The following is a 26,036-nucleotide window of genomic DNA, read 5'->3' as shown; positions in this document are numbered from 1 at the left end:
CTTTGATGCGATCACACTCCCGCTTATCACGGCAAGTGTGATGGAGGTGTTCAAGTTCGGCTTTTTGTTCATCGGTAATGAATATTTTCATGACGGATACCATGAACCTCATTTGGGCGAAAATCAAGCAGTTTCAATGAGCACAGGTATATATGATTACTACCTTAACGCCTTATTTATCAATCCTATCGCAATATTAAAACCTTCTGGTTCAGATATTGCAGAGTGAGCACAATTTACTAGTTCTATGGTTACCATATCAGAATACTTTAACTTATCCATAAAGTATTTTTCATCGTTGGAAAAAAATAACGATATAGGTTTAATTGGTTTTACACTCAAATAATCACGAATCCGTGAACCAAAAATACAAATAGAATTCTGAATTGGTAAACATTTATCACCAGATATTCTCCATGCCACTGTAGCCCCGATACTAAATCCAATTAGTGTCACCGGAGAATCAATATGTTCAAGAGCACATCTCACTTTACGTGTGTATTTATCTATTGATGATACACTATGAAAATATTCATACATTTTATTTTTATCATTTGGAATTATATTTCCAATTTCATAAGGTGAAATAAACGACACATCACCATCTAAATGTTCTGCAATCAATTCCACATGTTCTGAAATTCCGTAAATATCAGTTAAGATTATAAATTTCATATAGCACCTTACCGCCCCAAAAGTAATACAACTAATGGTGCATCATTATTATTTAACTTTAAACTCATTGATTTAATACCATGAAAAGTTGGATTGTGTGACCAATTAGGACTGTGAACATTGTAGCCAAGTTGAATGTCTTTAAAGGTACCAAACAGCTTTTCTAATATCACCTTGAGTTCCATTTGTACAAATGCAGCACCAATACACGCATGGTATCCACCACCAAACGCAACATGATTTGACTTTTCTTCCCTTCGAATATTAAACACATCGGGATATTTGAAAGCACGTGGATCACGATTTGCGGCACCTAAAAACAGATAAACCGAATCGTATTTTTTAATAATCTCTCCGTGTAGTACGATATCCTTAGCAGCATGACGAGTTACATATTGAATTGGTCCTTCAAAACACATCGACTCCATGAGCGCATTATCAAGTAGTGACTTATCTTGTTTAAAAGCTTCCATCTGTTCAGGATGAGTAATCAGACAGTGCAACATATTCGTTAGCACAAATTGTGGAATTTTATGCCCACCAAAAATCAGATGAACAGTTTGAACTGCTATTTCTGAATCATTTAACATCGCCTCATTTTCAAACTTCTCAGAATTAGCCAAACGGCTAATGAGATCATTTCGAGGTGCTTTACGACGAGATTTGATAGTTTCGAATAGAAAATCAAACATTTCTCTCATGCTCTTTTTAGTAATATCCGAAATTCCTTTATCAGGTACGCTCGATACCACAAAGTTTTGCATGAAATCAGCAATATCATCCGACCATTTAATGAATTTATCTACTTCGCGTTCATCCAGAACTAACATTTTACACAAAATCATCGCAGGTAATGGATGAGCAATTTCCTCCACGAAATCGATTTCTGTATGACCGCTATCTGTAATCTTTTGAATCAATGTATGTGTAATCCTAGCAATTTCAGGCTTGATAATTTCAAGCTCTTTTCGCATAAATGCTTGATTCATGAATTTTCTAAGGCGTGTATGAACTAGTTTATCATTGTAAATCATCCAAGTTGAGATAATATCAATAATTTCTTTAAAATGCTCACTTTCACCTTTTTTGAGATTATCTAGCTTTTCTTGAATAAGGTGGCTGGTAATCAAATCGTTAGAACGCAATAAGCTTGATACATCCTCATATCGTGTAATAAACCATGAATTCATTTCTTCGGAAAAATATGCAGGGGCTTCATTTCTCATACTGAGTATCTGTCATTAAGATATGTATCTCCATACACGCTAAACTGCGCCATTTACTACTCTCCTTACTTTAATAATATGTTAGTGTTTGTTGCTCAGTTAACGATGAAGTCAAATCAACGATATCTCGGACTGATTCATTTTCTTGTCGCCTCTGAATCAATGATTCAAATAAACAAGAAAGTATCTGTCTTGAATATTCATCTTCTTTTGTTGCGTATTCGTGTTCGATCAAGAATTGCTTACTGATTGCCGCTGCACATCTGGTGAAATCTCGGAAGGCATTGGAATTAATCTGCCCTTTAGAGTCGAAGAAAAATTGTGTAAGTACTGTGGAAGCTATCTCGGCAGCACTTTTATCTATCATCTCAATGATGACCTTACACACATCCAGATAATGTGTTTTTCGATATGAATCTAAAAGAATCGCATCCCCTCGCTCAATAACCATATCTTTTATATCGCTTATATCGCTTATATCGCTTATATCGCTGACAGTGTAGGAGATCTCGTCGGGTATTAAGTGACAACCTGTACTATCCGCTAGTGACTGTACCACGGAGTTATCGGCAAACTCAGAGACAACATCAACCAACAAGCTACTTGTCAGAAAAATGGAGAGTACTTTAAAAAATGTTTTGGTTATAATACCCGCCACTCTATTCTGGTTTGAAATAAAGGAAACTTTCATGAGCCTGAACTTAGTACCAGCAGGAAAAGAACTGCCCGAAGATATCTATGTCATTATTGAGATCCCTGCAAATGCAGATCCGATTAAATATGAAATTGATAAAGAATCCGGTGCGCTGTTTGTAGATCGTTTTATGTCTACCGCGATGTTCTATCCATGCAACTATGGTTATATCAACAACACTTTATCTCTGGATGGTGACCCAGTTGATGTTCTGGTTCCCACTCCATACCCGCTACAACCAGGTTCTGTGATCCGTTGCCGTCCGGTTGGCGTTCTGAAAATGACTGATGAATCAGGCGAAGACGCGAAACTGGTTGCAGTTCCACATAGCAAACTAACCAAAGAGTATGATCACATTAAAGATGTGAACGATTTACCAGAACTACTGCGCGCTCAGATCACTCACTTCTTTGAGCACTATAAAGATCTGGAAAAAGGTAAGTGGGTTAAAGTTGATGGTTGGGATAATGCTGAAGCTGCTAAAGCAGAAATTATCTCCTCTTTCGAACGTGCCGCTAAGAAATAACTTTTCTCTGTTTAAATAATTAAAAAACCTCTGGGGAACATCACCAACAGAGGTTTTTTAAAACCTACTCCCTTTTTGTTATGACAAAAAAGGATTTTTATTTACTCTTCCGCGTGACGCTTCAACCAATCACCGCTTTTTATCCGCCGCAAACCAGCTATCGGAAACTGATAAAGATATATCCATGCATTGCCATACGGTGTCTGAATCAACTCCCTTACATACTCCCGCGAATTATCTTTCAAATCATCTAATTCTGTCAGGATAGTAGAATTGATTCGATATACCTCACATTCAATACTTCCGTCACCACGGATAACCGCAGGATAATGCCCAAGGTCATATAGCTCATAGCCTTCCAGCCGATGATCACCTAACCATTGAGCATCGGTCATCCAGTGATGATTGCCCTGTTTGCGCCGTAAGCTGCCATAAACAATAATTCGCATTTTTAAAACTCAAACTGATAGAGCAAATCCAATGTCTGATCAATACCAGACACCGCTTCCAGATACAATCTAGGCATTAACCTATAACGTAAGGTTAATGTTGCCAGTGAATCAAATATACCAACACCATACTTAACTTGCAGATCTTTTGTAATCTTTCCGCTAACAACTACCTGTGATTTATCACCAACCCCCTGAGTATCCAGCGCCAAGTCGGAAACACCAAATATTTCACCGATCTTACCCACCAATTGACCACTCTGTGCAACCCCCAAACCTATTAATATTGCCGTCATCTGTGAGTTGTCCGAGTTACTATTCTCTAACCCCTCACCACGCAATAGATAAGAAAGCGCTTCCAATTGTGATCTAACAGGCTCTGAGAAAATTTCTACTTTTGGCTGATCCGCCAAACCGGTCACCCTTACCCCAGCAATAACCCGCCCATCGGTAGAATCTGGATTACGGATAGCCTCAATGTTAAGTAATGGCTGATCAGGTGGACCTGAGAACATAATCAGCCCTTTACGAACGATTAGATCCTGCCCATAAGTATGGAAACGACCATCAAGAATATCAACTTGACCATTCAAACCTAAGCCCTGTTTATCTTGAACAACCTTCAGATCGCCTTTGAGTTGCGCTTTAAGTCCGAAAGCACTGAGACGAACATCGTCTCCGATATGAATCGTCAAGTTACTTTGAATCGGGATCGACGCTTTTCTCTCTTGTAATGGCTGAAGATTCTCATTCAATATCACTTCATCCGGTGAAGCCTCAACTGTCGATTCTGGTAGCTCCTTCACAGTAATACGCGCCCAAGGAATACCAACGCTGCCATCCAATTTCAGCAACTGAGGAGAAGCCTCAAACACCAGAGCAGGGCTAACATCAATTTTCACCATTGGCGGCACAGTTACCCTCAACTTGTCACCGTTAGCCGCCACTCTTGCATGCCATGCATCCACATTGCGCCAATCTGCATCGCCATTTAGGTTAATCTGCCCTTTCGGCGTTTTAATAACCCCATCAAGAACGGAGCGTATTCCATCAAAATTCACACCAATTTGCCCTTGAGTAACATCAAATGGGAGCCAATGACCCGAAGCTTGCAGTGCACTCAAGTTTAGCCGACCAAACAATAATGGATTTTTGGCATTGCCTCCCAGACGCAAGTTGGCATACAAATGACCTTCAGCCTTATCACCTTGTCCAAGGATCGGCTCAATCAACGCCAGTGAAATATCCTGAATATCGACATTGCCTGATAGATTACGACGCCCTGCAAGATCAGCAACCTGTACGTCACCGTTAAACTGACCATTTCCCATAATCTTAAACAACCAATTCAGCTTTGCTGTGCCATTTTTCAAGCCTGCATTGAGAGTCAGCGTCTGGAAATCTACCGGTAATGCAGTACCATCAACCATCTGCTTAACCTGAACCCCATCACCATGCAGATTAACATTGGCCTGAGGTAATCCGCCTTCCGCGCCCCATTTAACGTCAGCATTACCACTGAATACACCTTTCAAATGTGTTTCAGGCCCCAATAATGGCTGAATCATAGCAAGATCAAAGCGTTCAAGAACAATGGATGCGCTACCGCTGGCGCCTGCTTCAATGGATTTAGGGACGCAGATCCGCGCATATGGATTCAGCCAACAATGTGTGCCCACAGTGACTTTCTGTTGCTGATTAAGGTAATCGAGAGTTATTGCTTTAGTTAAACGCCATTCCCCAACCGGGGTGTCAAAACGGGTATTGTCAATACTACCTTCCCATCGCTGTTGCTTACGATCAAAACTACCATTAAGTGAAAGTTGACCAGCAATCGGCTCACCGTCGATCTTCAATTGCAAATTGTGCTGTTTCTCATTGCCCTTTGCATCCAATGTCAAATTACGGACAATCAAATCCGCCTGTTTCAACTGACTGACTTTAACAGCAAGATCCCCGTAGATCTGTTCAGCAGAGCGTACATTCCCCTTTACACTCACACGATCAATGCGTAAATCCTGCCACTTCAACCCGTTAGCATTAAGATCGGCCAAAAGCTGAGGCGCTAGCCTATTACCACGCAGTTTCAACGTCCCATTCACGACACCGCCAAGCCCCGGTAATATGCCATCCAGCTTCGGCGCACGAATATCACCATCGAGTTTCCACTGTTTGGATAACTGTCCCTGGAGATTCATTTTATTGCGCCCTAAAGCCAACTCGAATTGAGGAATATTCCACTGACCAGCCGCATTACCAGAAATCTTACCTTTGGCTTTCACTAAGTTCTGTTTTACGTTACCGTCCAGCGTAATTTCCGGGATCTGGAGCTGCCAACTACCACCGTGTAAACTACCACGGGTCACTATTTTTCCATCTAGTTTGGCAGGCCATTCCGGCCACTGTTTAGCAGTATTAATCCCTGAGAGCGTCAGCACCGCATTCCAACTTACCGCCTTACTCCAATCTGCCACACCTGCCAGTTCAGCTCTTCCCTGCAAAGCAGATAGGCGTAGACGAGTTAACCTAAACTGCTCTTCATTGCCTTTCGCATCTAACACGAGTAATGCCGGTGGGATTTCATTCCCATTAATACCGGAACGCAATGACAGATCATAACCGCTAGCCTTACCATTCAGGCGCATCTTTATGCCATCAAGCTGATATTCAGGCGTTCCCGTTAAAGGCCAACTTAATTGCTGGCTTTCAAACGTCATCCGCACTGGCAAACCTGTCTTCGCCAGCTCCGTTTGAGCATCAAGTTTAGCACTGACAGGCCCTGACAAATTCAGCCCCAAACTGAGTTGTTCCAGTAAAGCGCCATTAAGTTTTACATCAACCTTTTGCCCTTGGATCTCTTGTCGATTTAACTCACCTTTTATTACCAGTTTTATCGGCCACTGCTGCGCCAGAGTCGCAGAACCATTAATGGTAAGAGAACCTTCTGGCATTTTAACATTCAATTTATCGAGCTGAATCTGCTGTCCCTGATTGCTAAGTTGCAGTAAAAGCTCATTAATTGTGATATTGGTATCACCCGTCAGCCGTAATTGCTTGCCACTGATCCCTGCAATAGTTACATCCAGTGGAATAGGTACTTCTGGTAACGTTGCCAATAACGGTTGAGAGAACAATTTTTTCAGAATTTCTGCCAACGATTTTTCCGGTCCAGTCCCTCGTTTCGCTTTCTCCTCTGCTTCCACTGTTTTCAGCCGTTCAGGGGTAGTTTTTGGCAGTCCCACCAACAATCCGTTAATTTTTGTTGGCTTAAGCGTTAATGCTTTCTGCTGCCAGTAAGCTGCGGTCCTCAATTCATCAAGGGCAAATACCGTATCATCTACGGTGACAGTGACATTTTTAACAGATAGCAAATCAAGTGAGACTGGATACGGCGTCCTCAGTTCAGTCAAAGGCTCTGACTTTAGCGACGGCTCTCTCGCAGCGGGCAATTGGCTAGTATTAATCGCAACTTTTACGCCTTCCGTTGTCAATGCATTAACACATAGCTGACTATTTTTCAGACAGGAAAGACGCAACGAAAGGTGGAGTTGATTGACATTGACATCCACTCCGGGCATTTGATATTTAACGCCTTTCAAAGTCAAATCACGCCAACCACCACTGACGCTGGTTATATCTAGACCCGGAACCCAACGGGCGGCACTGTTAATCATAAAATGCAAGCCAGATTGCGTTCCTACCAACCCGGCAACAGCAATAGCCAACAAAGTCACCATCAGCAAAAAAGCAATACTGACCTTTTTAATCCATCTCATAATTCAGATCCTAACCCGATGTAAAACTGGATGTTACGGGATTCTGAATCCCCTATTGGTCTGGCAAGGTCAAATTTAATAGGCCCGACCGGAGAAGCCCAACGCACACCAACACCTACGCCGGTTTTAAAATTGCTCTTTCTAATGTCATTAATAGCTTCCCCAGTATCAACAAAAACAGCACTCCACCAATTACCCGTTACGTTATATTGGTACTCAAGCGAACCCACAGCTAGTGCGGATGCGCCGGTTAATTTTCCTTTCGCATCTTTAGGGGAGATTTTCTGATATCTATAACCACGGACACTGTGATCACCACCGGCGAAAAAACGTAAGTCAGGTGGAACCTTCTCGAACGCGTTGGTTTCTATCCAACCCAAATTACCCCGAGCAACAAAACGGTGATTATCCCAATAAGTTCTTATCCAGACGTTTTGTGCCTGTAACACCAGAAAATCAACATCAGAACCCCAAAGGGTATCGGAGATATCAATAGAATAGCGCTGGCTATCGCCCCAATAAGGCATTGTCCCCCCACGCTGACGAATACGACTGACATTCGCTCCTGGGTACAATAACATTGCCGTATTAGTGACATTAGCCTGAGTAAAGTGGCTGAGACTCCAACGCATATTGATCCCATATTGCCAACCCGTTGAAAGATCCCAATTACGGGAAAGATTGACTGTCGCGGTATCTGATACGGTATCGTTGATGTCTTTACGCTTATAACCTGTCTGCAATGCGTAATATTGTTCTAACGGGTTTACTTTCAGCGGCATTTTATAGGTAGCATCAACAACCTGTTCAGGTGCAGAAAGGTTGATGCTGGTACTAAGGCTGTGTCCACGGGAATTAAGCCAGGGTTTTGTCCATTTCGCCTTTACTCGTGGTCCAACATCAGATCCATAGCCCCCACCTAATTCAACATAATTTTTGGAACGTGGCGTTAATACCGCTTCAAGAGGAAGCATTCCGTCACCATTTTTTCTGGCGGTATTAAAATCCGGTGTAACTACCGCTGAATTAAACCAGCCCGTTTCTGCTAACCGCCGGTTTAATTCGGCCAATTGATCAGAGGCGTAAAAATCCCCTTTTTCGAATGGAACCAAATGATTCAGATAATCTTCGCGGATCTGCGAGCCACGATAATGTATCTGACCAAAGTGATAACGCTCACCGCTATTAAAAACAAAGTCCCAGAATGCCTCGTGCCGTTCTTTGGAAACACCCAATTGGCTCTTTTTCATAACAGCATCAAAATAACCTTTCCTAATAGCAAGCCCAGTCAGAGAACCTTTAAAGCCTTCATATTCATCATGGTTAAGAACCGTGCCTTTCTTTGGGCTTTTGCTTTTTACCAGTTTGGCATAATCTCCATCTGTCTTGGCTCCACCTTCCAAAACAACATTAACACCGGCGATTCGCACAGGTTCGCCTGCGGTAACTTTTGCCGTTAATACCGACCGAGCAGGCGGTTTATTTTCCTGATAGGTAAATTCGATAATGGGTTCATAATAACCAAGCGGGCGCAAACCTTCACGAATCGCTTTATCTACACGAGAGCGGAAACGGCCATCTGGCGCAACTTCATCAGTGCTGATAGTGGAAAGATGAATTCGGGCATTTTTTTCTAAATTGCCTGTTAATCCTTCTATTTTCAGACGAAGATTAGCACTATGAGCAATGGGAGCTGCGATAGACACACAAAGAAAGCATAAAACGGGGTATCTCGACACGCGAACTCCTAACCTGATCGGAATTATTTAACTATAATAAATTTATCTTGAGTAACGTTTATAATATATACAATCTATTAATGTCTGAAAACTTAATAATTACAGGAGTAAATTGTGTCAACTTCAGCTAATAAAACCTCATCTATTGATCCTCATAGCGCATTACCAGGCAGAACCAAGCCACTCAAGGTTTCACCTACCCATGCTGTTACTGATCATGCAATAGAACCTGTTCCAGAAAATATGGAAGTTGCCTATTTTGGTATGGGATGTTTTTGGGGCGTAGAACGCCTATTCTGGCAACAACCCGATATTTACACCACCTCCGCAGGTTATAGCGGCGGTACAACAGCGAATCCAACTTACGAAGAAGTTTGTAGCGGCCTGACTGGACACGCTGAGGTTGTTAGAATTGTTTACGATCCAGCAAAAAACAGCTACGAAAACTTATTAAAACTTTTCTGGGAAAACCACGATCCCGCTCAAGGGATGCGCCAGGGCGGGGATATTGGTACTCAGTATCGCTCCGCGATTTATACCGTGTCACCTCAGCAACATGAACTGGCATTAGCCAGCCTTGAACGTTTCCAACAAGCAATGCAACAACAAAGGGATAACCGCCCTATTACAACGGAGATCACAGAAGCGGGGCCATTCTATTTTGCTGAAGATTATCATCAACAATATCTATTTAAAAACCCTGAGGGGTATTGCGGACTAGGCGGTATTGGTGTTTGCCTCCCCAAATGAACAAAAACTAGTCGTTAGATTCTATTAATGTTATAATTACTACGCTAATCAATGGCTTTCCAAGTGTTTGTTATCACTTTTTATTTTATATGATTTTTATTGTTTCCTCCGGTGCTCTTCTAAATGACAACCGCCCCTACCACCGGAGGTAAAACACGGATTCCTTATGCTAAATAGTCTCTTAATAGTGTCCCTATTGTGCGCGATAAGCGCCTTTTTTTCGTTATCTGAAATCTCTCTTGCTGCCTCCAGACGAATCAAACTAAAACTGATGGTAGATGAGGGTAATGTCAACGCAGCCCATGTCCTCAAATTACAAGAAACACCGGGAATGTTTTTTACCGTGGTGCAAATCGGCCTAAATGCAGTGGCAATTTTGGCAGGTATTGTCGGTGAATCCGCATTCTCTCCTTCACTGAAAGCTTTTTTCATGAAATTTATGCGCCCCGAATGGGCAGAACAGTTGGGCTTTATCTGCTCATTTACCATTGTGACCAGTATATTCATTTTGCTCGCTGACTTGACACCAAAACGTATCGGTATGATCAAACCTGAAGCCGTCGCAGTAAAAATCGTAAACCCAATGCGTTTCTGTCTGACAGTTTTTCGTCCATTAGTTTGGCTATTTAATGGCCTGTCTGATCTTATCTTTAAGATCTTTAAAATTCCGACAGCGCGTAATGAAGACATCACATCTGATGATATTTTTGCGGTTGTGGAAGCAGGCGCAGTTGCGGGTGTGCTGCGTAAACAAGAGCATGAACTGATTGAAAACGTGTTCGAACTCGAATCCCGCACAGTACCCTCTGCCATGACCTCAAGGGAAAGTATCATCTACTTCGACAAGAATGAAAGTGAAGAAAGTATCAAACAACAGGTTTCCAGCCAGCCGCACTCCAAATACCTGATATGTGATGGAGATATTGATCACGTTATTGGTTATGTGGATTCCAAAGACCTACTCAACCGTGTCCTCAGCGGTCAAAGCCTAAGCTTCAATCAAGGTGTCCAGATCCGCAACGCGCTGATCATTCCAGATACTTTGACACTTTCCGATGCTTTAGAAAGCTTTAAAGCGGCGGGTGAAGATTTCGCTATTATCTTGAATGAATATGCGCTGGTCATGGGTGTGATTACCCTTAATGATGTTATGACCACCCTGATGGGTGATTTAGTCGGCCAAGGGCAAGAAGAGCAGATCATCATCCGTGACGAAAATTCATGGTTAGTAGAAGGGGGAACACCTATCGATGATGTACAAAGGGTACTGGATATTGATGATTTTCCCGATTCAAGTAACTATGAAACCATTGCAGGCTTCATGATGTTCCGGCTGCGGAAAATTCCAAAACGTACCGATTCAGTCAAGTTTGCTGGCTACAAGTTTGAAGTTGTCGATATTGATAATTACAAAATCGATCAGCTACTAGTTACAAAAATCACTGATACTCCCACCACGATGCCAACGCAAACCCCACTTATCAGTGATGATAGATAAATAAAAACGGCCTATTCTTGAACTAAGGCCGTTTAATATTCTCGTGTTAAGCGCCACTCATTGTTATTTTGTGGCGCAGATTACATCAGTACGCAACCCGACTCTTTTTCGTTTTCTATCCTATTTCGGCTTGCAAACGTAGCACTTGCTGATTGACTTCGCTCATTACACTAAAATGACGCTTATCTCTCACCTTCGGCGGTAAAATTTTGCCGCAGTCGAATTCAAAAGCCCCCATATCTTTAATGTATAAACGTCCACGGAATAAAGTTTTAACGTAGAGAGCAATTTTCAGTGGGTTATATCGGTGAAAAATTTTCATCTCTGCTTTTTTCCTCCTAAGTGCTTCTTACAGTTACGTTTGGTGAACCAACTCCATACACCATACCGTTATGTAGAATAATAGACTGAATTTATCCGATTTTGTTCCCTCCATTTTTAGTTTTATGCACCGAATTTACATAAAATGACAGATATTTAGATATACATAACTATGTAACTTTATCTCTTACTTAATGTTAAAAATTTGATCTTCTTTAAAGAGATAAATCAGTTAATACCCGCTATGCTAGAGATCCATGTATTGTCACATTAACCTACAAAGGAAAAATTATGATAAAGAACTTTATGCTATATGCTGTGCTACTTTGTTCTCCTGCTTTAGCATTCGCTCACAACATCACTCTGGAACAACAAGTTCCTGCGATCAGTGTTTCTGATAAAGGTGAACTGCTACTCAACAATAACAAGTTTAGCTACCAAAATTGGGATAGTGGAAAACTGATTGGTAAAGTGAGAGTCATACAACATATTGCAGGTCGCACTGCTGCTAAAGAGATGAATGCTCCACTGATAGAAGAAATAAAACGCGCTGATTTTTCAAAAGAAAAATACCAAACAACCACCATCATCAATGTCAGTGACGCCATATTCGGTACTGGACCATTTGTGCGTAGCAGTATTGAAGATAGCAAAAGAGAGTTCCCGTGGTCTCAGTTTATCGCTGACAGCAACGGCGTAACTAAAAAAGCTTGGCAGTTAGCAGCTAAAAATTCTGCCATTATTGTCCTGGACAAAAATGGCGTAGCGAAGTTTGTCAAAGAAGGTGCGCTAAACAGTAGCGAAATCAAACAGGTAATTGAATTAGTTCGTAAAGAATTACAGTAAAAACATCCGTGGTGATAACGACTTGCAGATATGTTTTCGTTTGCCCTTATCACCACAATTCTGCTGAAAAACGACTCTGCTAAAAACCATCACAATTAAAAAATCGTTACTCTAAATCCCGGATTCAAGAATGATTCACGAGGAGTATAATCTAGCGTCTGACCTTTCCAGTTCGTCACATGAGCGCCAGCAGCAATAGCTATAGCGTGCCCCGCCGCAGTATCCCAGATATGAGTGGGCCCAAAGCGAGGATAAAGTTGCGCTTTTCCTTCCGCCACCAAACAGAACTTTAGTGAAGATCCCACAGAAACCGTCTGATGTTCACCTAACTGATTGAGATAATCTTCTAATTCCGTATCCATATGGGAGCGGCTAACGACTACTATCGGTGGATTAGCATCACGAATTTTAATCGGCAAACATTGACCACCACAGGTCTTTTTCCATGCCTGCCGCCCTTGCCCAAAATAAAGCGTATCCTGCACAGGAGCATATATGACTCCCATCACAGGAACCCCCTCGTCAATCAAAGCGATATTAACCGTAAATTCACCGTTACGATTAATAAATTCCTTGGTCCCGTCCAGAGGATCAACTAACCAATAGCGCTTCCAATCACGCCTCTCTTCCCAAGTGGGAAGCTCTTCTTCCGACAACAGTGGAATTTCCGGAACAATACGGGATAATCCGGCTTTAATGATTTTATGAGCCGCAATATCAGCCATAGTAACCGGTGAATCATCTTGCTTATGATCAACTTTCAAAGGATGTTCATCCTGATAAATTGTCATAATAGCCGCACCAGCTTCCTTAGCCAGTTGGCAGATTTGTTCTAGCATCATACACCTCTGCGGTTAGTCATCCGTTATCATTTTAGACTATATTACCAATTGATCTTTTTATTGGAACGGTAAGAATTTTATTACCTCTCTTAAATTCAGCATTAAAAACTTTATGCTAATACCCACGACTTCGTTGTAAACCCAGGCACACCGCAAGCGCCACTAAAGACAACATAGCGGCTATCAGTAACGCCATAGCTTCCGAGATATGGATAACAGATTCCCTGCTGTATTGCGTCAACAATGAAAAAAAAGCGACTCCTGCGGCAAACCCAGTTTGACGCAACGTGCTGGTAAGGGCTGCCGCCAATCCTGAATTCTCAGGAGCAACATTATCCATCACCAACCTTGCCATTAATGGATTAAGTACTGCCGCTCCCGTACCCAACAGCAACAACCCAGCCGCCAACAACCAGACATTCCCATCAACAACCGGACTAAAGATACCCGCGAGCAATACCAGTCCAACCGTTAACATCAGGAATCCCTCGGTAGCTTGAAGATTGAAACGCTCGGCAACCCTCAATAAAGGCACCAAGGTTAACGGCAAAGAAAGCAATAGCATTGTCATAGCCAGATACAATGCATCAAAACCCAACTTCACCGCGAAATATTGCGGCAACACCACAAATAGGCTCCAGTAGGCGATAGAAAAAATAATCGGTAGAACCAACGAGATAAGAAAAGCGCCATTTTTAAGCTCAGGTAAGCGAGTGAAACTACGTACAGAAAAACGGTGACACAGCCAAACGCTTACTACTCCCAGGATAAGCAGTGTTGCCTTGACAATAGTACCATTTTGCCCCGGAAGCACTTGCTCAATGTATTGATACATAGTGACCAACAGCAGAATTGCAGTCACTGGTAAGGTACTAAAGAGCGAAACACGGCTTAACGCCCCACCAGCAGACAAGGTGCTGCCTTTTCTTTTCAACATCAAGAATACAACCAGCCCCCCCAAGGGCAAGTTGAGCAACAATATCCATGACCAGTCTAGCATTCTGATTATCAAGCCCCCCAGAGGCGGCCCCAGAGAAAAACTCAGTCCAAGTATCATTGACCAGGTTTTGAAAACCTGTGAGCGGTTACTACTTCCCATTGGAAACAGGAGATTCAGCAGCGCCATCGCCGCTGTATTTAAAAAGGCGGCGGCAACGCCTTGAATCAAACGAACAAAGGTAAAACTGCCAAGAGAGACACAACTAACGGACATATAAGAAGCAGCAACGAACACCAGCAAGGCGGAAATCAGTGTCCTCATGGCTCCCAGACGATCAGTGATTATTCCGGCTGGTAATAAGAAAGCGGCGAAACCCGCCGTATAAGAAATACTGAGCCATGCGCCTTCTTTAACACCGAAACCAAGTTCAGTTGCGATCACCGGGATAGCAACCCCTAAACCCGTTGTATCAAAACCAATCATAAAGGTGACAATCATGATGGCGATAAATATGGCTTTGTATTTCGTATCTTGATTAGAAGAATTCATATAGTCCTATGATTAAGAGGGTGAATATAACCACGCTTTTTCATACATAATTAATGTTTCAGACAACAATAATTCAGAGCTCATTATCATCTGAAACACATGACAATACTGTGTCAATTTACTTAAGCAAGAATTGAACCTTCAAGATATTTGACCACATTGCGATCAATCAGGCATTCACACTGTTCATCCATTACACCAAACGCCGTTATCCACATTTCCTCCATCCGTGCCCTCGCCATTTCAGGACCCTTTTCATGCGCCAATAGTGCTAGCATATAAGTTGTGCCAGAGACCGTATAACCAGCCATTCTAATTCGGGAGCATTTCAGTGATAGCTCAAGAGGAGATGCATTCATTTCCGCCAGACTTTTGGCAACAAAGGCATTTTTTTGGGCCATATCCTTAACATCAGGAGAATTCAAAAATTGTTTGCGAGCAGTTTCATTCTCAATGAGGTAACGCAACGAGCTCATCAGATGGAAACTTTCCATTGGTTTAATCACCGAAACATCGGTACCATGCCAAATATCGAGGAGCGCCCACAAATCCATCTCTTTGACATTACCTGGCATAATTTTCTGGCCGGTATCATGGCCTATAGTATCCAAATAAACATAGGCAGTGCTGGTCTCACTATTTTGGGAGAACGAATAAATTTTCGTATAATCCCCCGCCTTACTGATCCCCTTTTTCGTCAACATCACTTCCTCTGGTAAACGCCCCAGCGTAACCACTCCATGAACATGATTGCGCGAAAGGATAAAACCTAATTTTTCCAACAGATTATGAGTTTGTTCCTTATCAAAATTACCGTTATTATCCCGCACACCCCATTGCCCATCTTCCGTTAACGCCAGACCAAAAGGATCGACAATCATTTTTACTGGCACAGAACCAATCGAAGTCAGCATATTTTGCAGTGTTTCTTCAAATAATATTAAGCCCGCCTCAATATTATTATTTCTATTTGCCGACGAGATAAATCTCAGAGAAATATATTCTACCCCGAGTGTATTAGCGTGAATTATTCGGTCGACCGCACTACGCCAACCATAAGCAAAATAGCCGGGTATCCCCTTTGTCGGCTTACGTTCTTCTTCTCCCAGATCAATACTAACATCAATAGCCTGCGCCATTCTTTTCGGGGAAATTCGGTAAATACTTTCAGAATTAATACGGCGAGAAAAATAGGGTATTAATGACGATATTTCAATTACATTCATTTCCATTTCCTTTATATCAAGACAACATTCCTGACTTATTAATCCGCCAGACCTTTTACAATCGTTGATGCAATGTGCAATGAAGTAGCCCACACTATTCTTCAATATATTTAATAAATCAACATTGTCTTTATAATAAAAACAAACAAAACATTGTTTATTTGTTATTAAAGTTACTAAAGAAATAAAAAATGCTTTAAAATGTTGAAACTCAGGTAAAGTAAATAAGAGTTAACAAGAGAAATAAGAAAATGGAATCTAGCCTTGCCAGTGCGAAACAGAACTATGATCACAATTAAGATCAGAGAGAAGCCAAATACTGGCGGCAACAGCACGAAATATCAGGAAAATAGGGTTACCAATAGCATTACCATCTATTTTTTAGGTAAAAGCGAAAATCGATCAGGCCAAAAATCCTATTTAAGGAAATAACTGGAACATCAAGAGAAAGCCAGTTAATCGACAACATACTAGCTGAAATTTTCGATAGTCTGAAAACACTTCCCACTTTTTGAATGGGTTTATCAGTAGTCTGAGGCGAATATACCGGCTATTTTTAATCCTACTGCTGGATAAAACTTACAGAATATCCAATAATTCCACCTCAAAAATCAGAGTACTATATGGGGGAATCGATGCGCCAGCACCACGCTCACCATAAGCCAAATTATAGGGGATATAAAGCTCCCATTTAGAACCGACAGGCATCAACGTCAATGCTTCAATCCATCCAGCAATCACACCATTTACAGGGAATTCAGCAGGTTCGCCACGCTGTACTGAGCTGTCAAACACAGTGCCATCAAGCAGACGCCCCGTATAATGAACACGCACGCGGTCAGTACGGGCAGGAATTGCGCCATCACCCTGTTTCAGTACAGAGAACTGTAAACCAGATTCTGTGGTACTTATACCGTCACGCTTGGCGTTTTCTGCCAGAAACTTCTGGCCCTCTTCTGCCATAGCTTGTTGACGTTCACGACGCACACCATCTGCACGTTCATGCATTTCACGTAAGGCACGATGTAATATATCGACCGGCACCGCTGGAGAATGATTTTCCAACGCATCACACAATCCTGCTAACAGCGCTTCAGGTTCCAGACCTTGCAGGCCAGACTCCAGTAATTGCTGACCAACTTGCAAGCCAACCCCATAACTTGCTTGTGCTTCGATAGAATCAAAAGAAAGTTTTGCCATGAAAATACCTGTGATCAAATTAAAATTAGACCTGTAAGCATAACAGCGCTATGCAGTAGGGTAAACCAAAGATATCACTAGAAAAATACATGTCGACGAAATATATAAGAGCTAATAATCGATATAATTCTAAGTAGCATATTCACTCCTTAAAGGTTACAATATAAAAATCCAATTTTTATATATTTTTACTTATAATTGATTATATGAATAAAATATTTTTTATATAAAATTAATTTTATTGCAAATATTACATAATGAGGAAAATCTTATGAATACATTATTTAATGAGATTTTATCTGAAATTAAAAATTCCAAAACCATGCCAGAATTAGAAAAGAGGCTGTTAAACGCGATAAATTATCTGGGTTTTGAATTCTACTCAATTTATCAGGAAGAAAAATATCCATTCACGACCAAAAAATATGTTCTAATAACCAACTTAAATATAGAAACCGCAAACAATTATTATCAAGATAATAATCACGACAGCGACCAATTAATGAATGGTGATTACACGTTCTCCATTCCGTCAGTTTATAACGATAAAATATCAGAAAACTCTGATTTTATGATTGAAAAATCAAATCAAAATAAAAACGAAGTGAAAAATAGTCTTTCAATCAAAATCAAAGGTTATCATGGCGAAAGGTCAATTTTTTCAGTTGCCAGAAAAGAAGGCACTATTTCCCACAATGAAGTACTTAATAAAGCAGGCGTGCTAGGCATATTAGCAAATGAATGCGTAAAAACATTCAATAACCTAAAAAATAAAAAGGATAAAATCATTGTTCCAACACTCTCTACCAGAGAAGTTGAAGTCATAAGGTGGACTTGTGAAGGAAAAACTTCTGCTGAAATAGCCGATATACTGGACATTTCAACAAGAACAGTTAATTTCCACATTAACAATGTTATGGAGAAATTAGTAGTTCCCAATAAAGTCGCAGCAGTTGCTAAAGCAATAGCATATAATTTAATTATATAATCATTAGAGCCAAAATAAGGCTCTAACTATACGAAACTATAAAATATAATTAGACAATATGTCCCTCCACGCATCATTAATTTCATTCATCAGGGATTCGCATTTGACGTGCTCATCATTAATATGCACACAAACGTAACCGCAGAAATCATTATTGCTTTTTGGTGTTTCGTAAACCAATGAATTCTTCTCTAAATTAATTTTTATTGTAATAATTTCGTAATATAATTTACTCAGAATATTATCAATAGATACTAATAATACTTTATTAACTTCTGTTTTATCAAATTTGTCATTAATTTTTCCATCTTTACCTGCCAGCAAATTAATCAAAAATGCTCTTCCCTTCGCTTCAGGCAATATCATTCGATCACTAAATCCTTTGACTAAATGGTCAACCCAAATTTCCTGCAAACTTATACCATATACCCGGTTAGCCATATCCCAAATACGCATACCCGCAGGTCTACGATTAGTTTCAACCAGAAAAGTTTCTCCCGTTTTACTATCTTGCTTAATCTCATTATGGAATGCGCCAAGAGTCTGCCCTGAGATCAGATTCATTACCTGCCCTGCTTTATGTAATGCAATCGTATTTCTGCCATCACATTGCGCCGGCACTATTTGCCCTATTTCAACAGGATATTCCCCTTTCTGGGAAACTTTTTGCGTTAAAAACGCCATACAACCAATACCATCATACGAATATTCTGCATCGAAAATAATAAGTTCTTCTGCAAGAGTTTGATTACCACCAGATTGCTCAACAGATTGAGCAAAAGCCATTGGGATTTTACTTCTATCTTTAACCGCTACCACGCCTATATTTGCTCGACCACAATTAGGTTTAATAATCACACCATATGGAACAGAGTCATAAAATTCTTCTAATTCCTTAATCTCATTAATGAAAGTATACCGAGGCGTCTTAATATGTTGTGCCGCAAGCAGTGGTAATATTCGAGTTTCTTGTTGGCGGAATTGATATTTCTCAATACCTGCGAAACTTAATTCGGGATCATCACCATAAACGTTTAATTTCTTCGCGATAACAGCCGCATACCCAGATACCGCATCCATAAAGGGAAGAATAGCCGCACATGTCATATTAAGTTCAGCAAGAACTGCCATCACACTATCAACATAATTTTCTGTTCGTACAGGAATATGATAGACAAATGGTGTGATATCTTTCTCCTCACCGGACAACATATCGCTAATAATCACTAACTCAAGGGAGTAATGATATCGAATATAATCACGAATATTAACGATTTCACTCAGCCTTGCCGGAAGATAATCAAGCACTAACAAATATTTTTTCGAACTCATATTTCCTCCATTATTGACTATTATGCAGATTAAATTTAAGCGAACGATAAGGATTAATAATGACAAACATCAATAAAACAAATGCAGAGAATATTAGATAAATACTATTGTAGGAAAAATAGTTCAGTAAATTAGCACAAATGAAACTGGTTAAAGGTATCGCTAATTGATTCAAAACTAGCACCACACCAAGATACTGAGAAAAACGCTGCTTCGGAATAAGACTTGCCCGATAAGATCGGGAAAATAGATTAAAACAACCTTCCGCACCAATGACCAGTAAGAACCCTAATGTGTAAACCACAAATAACGGCCCGGTAGCAAATAGCGTAAGACCAGATAATGCAATCAGAAAAGCCGTTACACCAACGACACGTACATCAAAAATTCGGCATAATTTTGGCGCAATAAAAAATACACAACAATTCACCAGCCCCGCATAAGCCAAAAGCTGAGCATAACTTCCTTCCGGCTGTGAAAAAACGCTGGTGATAACATAAACTGCCGTTGACAGAATAGCGCCTTGCATCACATTCATCAGAAATGTCAGGCTAATGACGCGTAACAAGGATGGGTTTCCCATCAGGAATTTAAAAATAGCCGGCAAATTATAACTTTCTCTATTAGTGTGTTCTTCAATCCGGTTTTTCTTTTGTAGCTGAAACCACATCAAGCTACTAATCAGGAAAGGAAAAAACGCAAATGCAAATACGGCATAAACACTGAATTTATAAACCAGCACACCGACAACCACCGGAGCTGCAATATAGGTAAACTGTTCAACAAATTGTAAACGAGAGTTAACAGAAGGTAATTCTGTTGCACTCATATTCTTAGAGACAAAACCTTCAAGGTTGACATATCCCGCTCCACTGAAAAAGGATAAAACACACGAGAGAGGAATAATGATATATACGATATTATTATCAGAGTATATGAATGAAAGGATAAAAAGAAATAAGCAAACTAATGATCGTAGAATATCACTCAGGAATAACATGACCAGCGTATGCATCCTGTCGCCCATCCAGCCAGAAATGGGGAGTGAAATCACTCTGAATAGCCGTTCAAGCCCAAAAGCAAAAGACGAAAGCGAAGCGCTATTAGTTGAGGTAAATACTAATACAGGCACAGCGAACATAACAAATGCTTCTGAAAAAACAGAAAAAAAGCGAGCCAGTATGATCCTGTGTATCATTAATATTACCTCAACTTTATTATCTATCCCATTAGGCCATTTTATTTATCAATTTGACGCTAAGCAAGACTCAAACTGATTCCATCAATTACGCCTACTGGGATAGATTTTTACTATGCAATAATTAATGAACTGATTTAATCAAATAATTCCCTAAAACTAAATAATCAATATTGGTTTTCATGAAAGTTTTAATGGCATCCTCAGGTGAACAGACGATTGGCTCGCTATCGTTATAAGAGGTGTTCAGCAATAAAGGTACACCGGTTTTCCGATAAAATGCCTCAATCAACTGGGCATAACCTGAATTTGATGCACTATCGACAACCTGAACTCTGGCAGTACCATCTACATGAACCACCGCCGGAATTTGCGATGCTTTATCCACTTTAGCATCCATCGCTAACAACATATATTTTGCCGCTTCCGGTAATTCTTTCCGAACATGGAACCAATCAGCAACATGTTGACGCAATACACTAGGCGCAAATGGTCTAAACATTTCACGATGTTTAACTTTACGATTCATTAAATCGCGAATATCTTTATTTCTCGGATCAGCCAACAAACTACGATTACCTAATGCCCGTGGCCCAAACTCCATTCTGCCCTGGAACCAGCCAACAACATTATTTTCAGCCAGCAAGTCTGCAACGACTTCATGAATATTCTCTTCATATGTCCAGTCCAAACCGTGAGCCTTCAAACTACGCTGGTAATCATCTTCACTATATCCCAGACCCCAATAGGTATGAGTCAGAGGATAGCGTTGATTATTTTCAAGAATTTGATGCCAAATAAATAGTGCGGCGCCTGTGGCAGTCCCGCCATCATGTGCAGCAGGCTGAACAAAGATATCTTCGATATCCAACTCTTCATATAATCGCTTATTGGTTATGCAATTCAATGCAACACCACCCGCAAGGCAGAGTTTATTCGTCGCTGTTTCCTGCAAATAATGACGAGCCATATTTAACACTATTTCATCAGTTATTTGCTGGAGAGAAGCGGCAATATCATAATATTCCTGCGCCACCTCTCCACCAGGAACTCTTTTCGCAATACCAAACAAGGACTCTAATTTAGAAAATTCTCCGCTACGGAAATTGAGAATGGTGTTATCGATAGTAAACTCACCTTTCTCATAAATTTTAACGAATTCTCGAAATGCCGGCACAAAACCTTCAGGCTTGCCATAAGCTGACATTCCCATTACTTTACAGGCATCATATACCGAGAAACCTAGGAACTCGGCTAATTTCTCCCACATAAAACCAATTGAATGAGGATATTCAATGGTTTTAATTTTTTTCAGGCTATTGCCATCACCCAGATATACCCCTGCGGTATTATCCTCTCCAACACCATCAAGCGATAAGGTTAGCGCTTTATCAAATGGCGAAACAAAATAAGCAGATGCCGCATGCGCTGTGTGATGTGGAACCCAATGAAATTGACCACGGAATCCCATTGATTGCAAAATTTCTGGTACTGAAGTGGTTTTGCGATAGAAAATAGATTCACCCGATACACTTCCCCAACTTCCTTCATGAGTGACTTCATCAATAAAGATTGATTTTCTTCGCTCTATCGGATCGATAGAAAAACCAATATGACTCACATCTTCCAAGCTAATACCCGCAAAGTCCAATGCAACTTCAATAGAAGCCAATGGTAACTCATCAGGGTTATCAATATTTGCTGGTTTTCCGTGTTTTCTTCTATTTAGCCGTTCTTCCTCGATAGCAAAAATAGTTTCTCCATCTTTCAACAAACAAACTGCTGATTCATGGTAAACCGAATTTATACCTAAAATATACATGACTTATTATCCTCCCATTATAATTATTTGATTTTTAATACTAAGCAGCGCAAACTACCACCACTCTTTAAAAATTCACTCATATCGCATTTAACCACATTGTAACCATAATTATTTAATTGACGCTCAACCTCTATAGAACAATCATGCATGAGAATATCTTTACCTACTGGGATATTATTACAGGAAAATAATTCCCTAGCGTCATTCTCTGAAATTGAAATCCTACGTTCAAACGTTTCAATAATATAGTCTTGACTCTCTTTAGTAAATGCCTCTGGGTAGTAAATAACCGTATCTTTGTCAATAAATGAGAATGCTAAAGCCACATGAAAAAAAGCCTTATCCTGAATATGCAGTTCACCTTTAACTTTAAGTTCTGGGTAGACTTTCTGAATTGTATTTATTGCTTCTTTATCTGAGCGAGGACCATAACCAAATATGATATCATTCTCCCAATAGATAACATCTCCAAGCCCTTCAAAATAGATACCTTCATCAACACGATGTATCTCATAATCTAGATTTGCCAGATAATCAATATAATACTGACTTTCCCCTTGGCGTTCAGCGTGCCGGAAATTACTAGCAAGGAATTTATTATTATGTACCATGCCACAATCACCTGAGAATGTCATATCAGGCAAACCATTAACAGGATCGATAGTGCGAATAGTGATGCCACGTTCAGTCAGTCGTTCATAAAGAAAGTCCCATTGTTGCTGCGCTAATTTTTTATTAACTCTATTATTAGGGTCCATCCAATCATTAATAACGTATTCAATATCGTAAAAGTCAGGTTTACACATTAATAATTCTTGAATCATAATATTTGCCTCATCTTAGATTTAGCACTTTGCTTAGTATGGATATTAAATATTTTTGCAAATCCTTCTGCATCATCTTGACTATATAAATGCCCGCAATTATATATTGCTAAACTATCATCATAGATAGTCGTCTTTGAAGTACGGGAACAAACGTTGGCATATTTATAGCCTAATTCAAGCTTAATCTCACCATTGACATTTTGATTCATACTATCAATAAAATGGTTTAAATGCGTTAATAAGGGATCATACCAAAGCCCAGAATAAACTAATTCAACCCATTTTTTATCGATTGTCTCTTTGAACCAATTCTCGTTACGATTACTACAGTAACATTCTAAATCACGATGAGCGGTAATTAAGATATGTGCAGCAGGTGATTGATAAATTGCACGTGTTTTCAAACCGACAATGCCATCTTCAACAATATCAAAAATGCCAATTGACAGCTTTTTACCAATTTCATTTAATATTTCAATAATTTCATATAATGATTTCTTTTCACCGTTGATCGATACCGGTATCCCATTCTCAAAACCTAATGACAACAATATTGGTTCAGTGGCCGATAATGCATGCTCAAATAATTTTTCTTTGACATCTTCAGGAATTAACATTTCTGGTTCTGCCAACGGACCACATTCGATACTTAATCCCCATATATTTTCACTGGTAGAATAAGGGTTATTACAACCAAATTCTTGAGGAATACCATAATTCATAGCATAACTATTTACGACACTTTCGTCGTATTTAAAATCTCTCAACGAAGCAATAGGTATTTTATTCAGAATTTCTATATTCATATCCATTCTGACTTGATCATTACCCCTAAATTGATGGGCAATATAATCAATATTGAGCTCATTAGCTACTTCAACTGCCGCCTCTGCAATCGCAGGCCGGGAAAGTGCAGCACTGAGAAAATAACCATTTTGATAAATAGCATTCGCTTTTATCGCTTTTGTAAGGAAGTGTTCAGCATATTGCGCTCGATAATCTTTATAGATAAATTTATCAGCACCTGCAACCATGCATTCCAATTCAATATCTTCAATGTCTCTCACCTGTCCCTCATCAATATAAAGAGCAATCACCTCTTTATACTTAGATTTAAGACTCCTTATGATAAGAGGATTATAGAGGCGATTATAGTAAATCACCAAAATACGATCAGAACTCATTTAGTGTACACCCCATGTTTGTAATAATTTCTTCTAGTTCAGGCTCTTCTTTACTTTCCTCAACTAATTCTGAGAAATTATTTTCAAATAACCAAGTATCATTATAAATTGTGTCGATATAACGTTCTCCACTATCAGGAATAATGACAACAATATTATCTCCAGGTTTAAAATCATCCAGGTGATTTAATGCCGCGCTTACCGCACAACCTCCCGTTCCACCAATTAAGATACCTTCATTTCTGGCTAATTTTCTTGCTATACGAAATGCATCAATATCTGCAACCTTCAAGGTAATATCGATATTGCTACGATCCAGAATAGAAGGTATAAATGTCAGGCCCGCGCCTTGTACCAGATATTTTCCTGGTTCACCACCGAAAATAATCGACCCCACAGGTTCAACACCATAAATTCGCACCTGTGGATTTTTCTCTTTCAAATAGCGGGAAATCCCAGTAAGAGTTCCACAGCTCCCTGCCGTCGCAAAACAAGCCGTCAAATTATTGCCAAAGGTTTCATACAATTCACGCCCCGTGGATTGATAATGCTCATCAGGATTAACCTGATTTTCAAATTGCATGGGACTAAATGCATTCGGATAGGCTTTGATAATCTCTTTAGTTAAATCAATGCGATATTTGACAGTATCCGTTCCGGCTTCAAATTCTGGCAGGAAAATGATTTCCGCACCAAATGCTTTTATTTTATCGCGCTTCGCTGCTGGCACCATACGGTCCAAAACCGCAATAAATCGATAACCTTTAACCGCGCATGCCATTGCCAAACCAATTGCCGTATTACCCGATGATGGCTCAATAACCACCATCCCCGGTCTTAATTCTCCCTGAGCCTCAGCCCTTTCCAACATAGCAACCGCAATACGATCTTTAATACTCCCGCTGGGGTTAATATTCTCCATTTTGAGAAAGACATTAATACCTTTGGTATATCTACCATTCAACATAACTACTGGAGTATTACCTATAGTTTGTAATATGTTTTTACCAAGTTTCATACCAACTTTATCCCTTATGTCTGGGTTAATATGAAGAACATATAATGATGACAAGGTATTTTCATTAACAAATAAAAAAGTCAATCAACTCAATATCTAATTTTCCTATTAATTCATTAATGAAACAATTTACTTTATAAATAACTATGGAGAATAAATTCATGCCTATTAACAATAAGCACCTCTATTTGTGTTCTCACACAAGGGTTAATTAACAAAAATTATAATTATAAAATTACACTTAAAAGTCTACTGTCAACTCTGACAGTTATATCAATCAAATCCAATATAAATTTTTAATATTACCATTTAATAATAAGGATATATATTGTGATCATTAAATATTCTTATATAAAATCATATGAAATAAATTATCATTATGAAGACAAATAGCGGCGATTATATAG

At 39.9% G+C, this 26,036-nt stretch carries 22 protein-coding genes; 5 read left to right on the top strand and 17 right to left on the bottom strand.

Annotation, left to right across the window (positions count from 1 at the left end; all coding sequences use genetic code 11):
- Positions 1-159: 159 nt before the first annotated feature.
- The 3 genes from V2H77_RS05335 to V2H77_RS05325 form a co-directional block, all read right to left on the bottom strand.
- A complete protein-coding gene (locus tag V2H77_RS05335; RefSeq protein WP_341497985.1) occupies positions 160-675 on the bottom strand; it encodes a hypothetical protein in 516 nt (171 codons plus the stop codon).
- A gap of 8 nt (positions 676-683) precedes the next feature.
- The gene (locus V2H77_RS05330) at positions 684-1,901 is read right to left on the bottom strand and encodes a cytochrome P450 (protein WP_341497984.1); all 1,218 of its coding nucleotides are present in this window, start codon (positions 1,899-1,901) and stop codon (positions 684-686) included.
- Between the two features lie 70 nt (positions 1,902-1,971).
- Complete coding sequence (locus V2H77_RS05325; RefSeq protein WP_341497983.1) at positions 1,972-2,592, bottom strand: hypothetical protein; 621 nt, start codon at positions 2,590-2,592, stop codon at positions 1,972-1,974.
- On the opposite strand from V2H77_RS05325, the gene ppa reads away from it, so the two are divergent.
- On the top strand, positions 2,591-3,121 hold the full coding sequence (gene ppa, locus V2H77_RS05320; RefSeq protein WP_341497982.1) for an inorganic diphosphatase: 531 nt from the start codon (positions 2,591-2,593) through the stop codon (positions 3,119-3,121). The two genes, V2H77_RS05325 and ppa, sit on opposite strands and share 2 nt — an antisense overlap.
- A gap of 101 nt (positions 3,122-3,222) precedes the next feature.
- On the opposite strand, the gene V2H77_RS05315 is transcribed toward ppa, so the two are convergent.
- The 3 genes from V2H77_RS05315 to tamA are packed head-to-tail and all read right to left on the bottom strand — an operon-like array spanning position 3,223 to position 9,085.
- Entirely contained in the window at positions 3,223-3,570 is a 348-nt protein-coding gene (locus tag V2H77_RS05315) for a gamma-glutamylcyclotransferase family protein (protein WP_049585080.1), read from the bottom strand.
- Positions 3,571-3,572: 2 nt separating this feature from the next.
- Positions 3,573-7,346, bottom strand: coding sequence for an autotransporter assembly complex protein TamB (gene tamB, locus V2H77_RS05310; protein ID WP_341497981.1), 3,774 nt, complete (start codon positions 7,344-7,346; stop codon positions 3,573-3,575).
- The gene (tamA, locus tag V2H77_RS05305; protein WP_341497980.1) at positions 7,343-9,085 is read right to left on the bottom strand and encodes an autotransporter assembly complex protein TamA; all 1,743 of its coding nucleotides are present in this window, start codon (positions 9,083-9,085) and stop codon (positions 7,343-7,345) included. The genes tamB and tamA overlap by 4 nt, the downstream gene beginning before the upstream one ends.
- Before the next feature lie 114 nt (positions 9,086-9,199).
- Between tamA and msrA the strand changes: the two genes are divergently transcribed.
- On the top strand, positions 9,200-9,835 hold the full coding sequence (gene msrA / locus V2H77_RS05300) for a peptide-methionine (S)-S-oxide reductase MsrA (RefSeq protein WP_341497979.1): 636 nt from the start codon (positions 9,200-9,202) through the stop codon (positions 9,833-9,835).
- A 166-nt stretch (positions 9,836-10,001) separates the two neighbouring features.
- Positions 10,002-11,333, top strand: coding sequence for a hemolysin family protein (locus V2H77_RS05295; protein WP_341497978.1), 1,332 nt, complete (start codon positions 10,002-10,004; stop codon positions 11,331-11,333).
- Between the two features lie 115 nt (positions 11,334-11,448).
- Here V2H77_RS05295 and V2H77_RS05290 read toward each other — a convergent pair whose 3' ends face one another.
- A complete protein-coding gene (locus V2H77_RS05290; RefSeq protein ID WP_011148633.1) occupies positions 11,449-11,655 on the bottom strand; it encodes a DUF1107 domain-containing protein in 207 nt (68 codons plus the stop codon).
- Between the two features lie 290 nt (positions 11,656-11,945).
- On the opposite strand from V2H77_RS05290, the gene V2H77_RS05285 reads away from it, so the two are divergent.
- Complete coding sequence (locus V2H77_RS05285) at positions 11,946-12,500, top strand: YtfJ family protein (RefSeq protein WP_341497977.1); 555 nt, start codon at positions 11,946-11,948, stop codon at positions 12,498-12,500.
- Between the two features lie 95 nt (positions 12,501-12,595).
- Here V2H77_RS05285 and cysQ read toward each other — a convergent pair whose 3' ends face one another.
- The 4 genes from cysQ to V2H77_RS05265 all read right to left on the bottom strand — a co-directional run bounded on the left by cysQ (position 12,596) and on the right by V2H77_RS05265 (position 17,257).
- Complete coding sequence (gene cysQ / locus V2H77_RS05280; protein ID WP_088374101.1) at positions 12,596-13,339, bottom strand: 3'(2'),5'-bisphosphate nucleotidase CysQ; 744 nt, start codon at positions 13,337-13,339, stop codon at positions 12,596-12,598.
- Between the two features lie 118 nt (positions 13,340-13,457).
- Positions 13,458-14,831 (bottom strand): MFS transporter, encoded by a 1,374-nt coding sequence (locus V2H77_RS05275; RefSeq protein ID WP_341497976.1) that lies wholly within the window; start codon positions 14,829-14,831, stop codon positions 13,458-13,460.
- 122 nt (positions 14,832-14,953) lie between these two features.
- A complete protein-coding gene (locus tag V2H77_RS05270) occupies positions 14,954-16,057 on the bottom strand; it encodes a hypothetical protein (protein ID WP_341497975.1) in 1,104 nt (367 codons plus the stop codon).
- A gap of 579 nt (positions 16,058-16,636) precedes the next feature.
- Positions 16,637-17,257 carry a peptidylprolyl isomerase gene (locus V2H77_RS05265; RefSeq protein WP_341497974.1) on the bottom strand — a complete coding sequence of 207 codons (621 nt, stop codon included), beginning with the start codon at positions 17,255-17,257 and terminating at the stop codon, positions 16,637-16,639.
- Between the two features lie 271 nt (positions 17,258-17,528).
- Here V2H77_RS05265 and V2H77_RS05260 point away from each other — a divergent pair, with 271 nt between their 5' ends.
- A complete protein-coding gene (locus V2H77_RS05260) occupies positions 17,529-18,245 on the top strand; it encodes a helix-turn-helix domain-containing protein (protein ID WP_341497973.1) in 717 nt (238 codons plus the stop codon).
- Positions 18,246-18,281: 36 nt separating this feature from the next.
- Here V2H77_RS05260 and V2H77_RS05255 read toward each other — a convergent pair whose 3' ends face one another.
- The 6 genes from V2H77_RS05255 to V2H77_RS05230 form a co-directional block, all read right to left on the bottom strand.
- Positions 18,282-19,577 carry an ATP-grasp domain-containing protein gene (locus V2H77_RS05255; protein ID WP_341497972.1) on the bottom strand — a complete coding sequence of 432 codons (1,296 nt, stop codon included), beginning with the start codon at positions 19,575-19,577 and terminating at the stop codon, positions 18,282-18,284.
- Between the two features lie 10 nt (positions 19,578-19,587).
- Positions 19,588-20,718, bottom strand: a complete 1,131-nt coding sequence (locus V2H77_RS05250) for an MFS transporter (protein ID WP_341497986.1) — start codon at positions 20,716-20,718, stop codon at positions 19,588-19,590.
- Positions 20,719-20,899: 181 nt separating this feature from the next.
- A complete protein-coding gene (locus V2H77_RS05245; RefSeq protein ID WP_341497971.1) occupies positions 20,900-22,597 on the bottom strand; it encodes a carbamoyltransferase family protein in 1,698 nt (565 codons plus the stop codon).
- A 23-nt stretch (positions 22,598-22,620) separates the two neighbouring features.
- Complete coding sequence (locus V2H77_RS05240; protein ID WP_341497970.1) at positions 22,621-23,424, bottom strand: dimethylarginine dimethylaminohydrolase family protein; 804 nt, start codon at positions 23,422-23,424, stop codon at positions 22,621-22,623.
- Positions 23,421-24,611: an argininosuccinate synthase gene (argG, locus tag V2H77_RS05235; RefSeq protein WP_341497969.1), complete on the bottom strand. Its 1,191-nt coding sequence runs from the start codon at positions 24,609-24,611 to the stop codon at positions 23,421-23,423. Before argG ends, V2H77_RS05240 begins: the two co-directional genes overlap by 4 nt.
- Positions 24,601-25,629 (bottom strand): PLP-dependent cysteine synthase family protein, encoded by a 1,029-nt coding sequence (locus tag V2H77_RS05230; protein WP_341497968.1) that lies wholly within the window; start codon positions 25,627-25,629, stop codon positions 24,601-24,603. Before V2H77_RS05230 ends, argG begins: the two co-directional genes overlap by 11 nt.
- Between the last annotated feature and the right edge of the window lie 407 nt (positions 25,630-26,036).

This window comes from Photorhabdus sp. P32, assembly GCF_038085095.1.
Classification (GTDB): Bacteria; Pseudomonadota; Gammaproteobacteria; order Enterobacterales; family Enterobacteriaceae; genus Photorhabdus; species Photorhabdus luminescens.
This window is presented reverse-complemented; position numbering and strand designations above follow the sequence as displayed.

Coding starts and splice junctions, on each gene's coding strand:
- V2H77_RS05335 (WP_341497985.1), bottom strand. CDS start 675: ATGAAATTTATAATCTTAACTGATATTTACGGAATTTCAGAACATGTG.
- V2H77_RS05330 (WP_341497984.1), bottom strand. CDS start 1,901: ATGAGAAATGAAGCCCCTGCATATTTTTCCGAAGAAATGAATTCATGG.
- ppa (WP_341497982.1), top strand. CDS start 2,591: ATGAGCCTGAACTTAGTACCAGCAGGAAAAGAACTGCCCGAAGATATC.
- V2H77_RS05325 (WP_341497983.1), bottom strand. CDS start 2,592: ATGAAAGTTTCCTTTATTTCAAACCAGAATAGAGTGGCGGGTATTATA.
- V2H77_RS05315 (WP_049585080.1), bottom strand. CDS start 3,570: ATGCGAATTATTGTTTATGGCAGCTTACGGCGCAAACAGGGCAATCAT.
- tamB (WP_341497981.1), bottom strand. CDS start 7,346: ATGAGATGGATTAAAAAGGTCAGTATTGCTTTTTTGCTGATGGTGACT.
- V2H77_RS05295 (WP_341497978.1), top strand. CDS start 10,002: ATGCTAAATAGTCTCTTAATAGTGTCCCTATTGTGCGCGATAAGCGCC.
- V2H77_RS05290 (WP_011148633.1), bottom strand. CDS start 11,655: ATGAAAATTTTTCACCGATATAACCCACTGAAAATTGCTCTCTACGTT.
- V2H77_RS05285 (WP_341497977.1), top strand. CDS start 11,946: ATGATAAAGAACTTTATGCTATATGCTGTGCTACTTTGTTCTCCTGCT.
- cysQ (WP_088374101.1), bottom strand. CDS start 13,339: ATGCTAGAACAAATCTGCCAACTGGCTAAGGAAGCTGGTGCGGCTATT.
- V2H77_RS05275 (WP_341497976.1), bottom strand. CDS start 14,831: ATGAATTCTTCTAATCAAGATACGAAATACAAAGCCATATTTATCGCC.
- V2H77_RS05270 (WP_341497975.1), bottom strand. CDS start 16,057: ATGAATGTAATTGAAATATCGTCATTAATACCCTATTTTTCTCGCCGT.
- V2H77_RS05265 (WP_341497974.1), bottom strand. CDS start 17,257: ATGGCAAAACTTTCTTTTGATTCTATCGAAGCACAAGCAAGTTATGGG.
- V2H77_RS05260 (WP_341497973.1), top strand. CDS start 17,529: ATGAATACATTATTTAATGAGATTTTATCTGAAATTAAAAATTCCAAA.
- V2H77_RS05255 (WP_341497972.1), bottom strand. CDS start 19,577: ATGAGTTCGAAAAAATATTTGTTAGTGCTTGATTATCTTCCGGCAAGG.
- V2H77_RS05250 (WP_341497986.1), bottom strand. CDS start 20,718: ATGTTCGCTGTGCCTGTATTAGTATTTACCTCAACTAATAGCGCTTCG.
- V2H77_RS05245 (WP_341497971.1), bottom strand. CDS start 22,597: ATGTATATTTTAGGTATAAATTCGGTTTACCATGAATCAGCAGTTTGT.
- V2H77_RS05240 (WP_341497970.1), bottom strand. CDS start 23,424: ATGATTCAAGAATTATTAATGTGTAAACCTGACTTTTACGATATTGAA.
- argG (WP_341497969.1), bottom strand. CDS start 24,611: ATGAGTTCTGATCGTATTTTGGTGATTTACTATAATCGCCTCTATAAT.
- V2H77_RS05230 (WP_341497968.1), bottom strand. CDS start 25,629: ATGAAACTTGGTAAAAACATATTACAAACTATAGGTAATACTCCAGTA.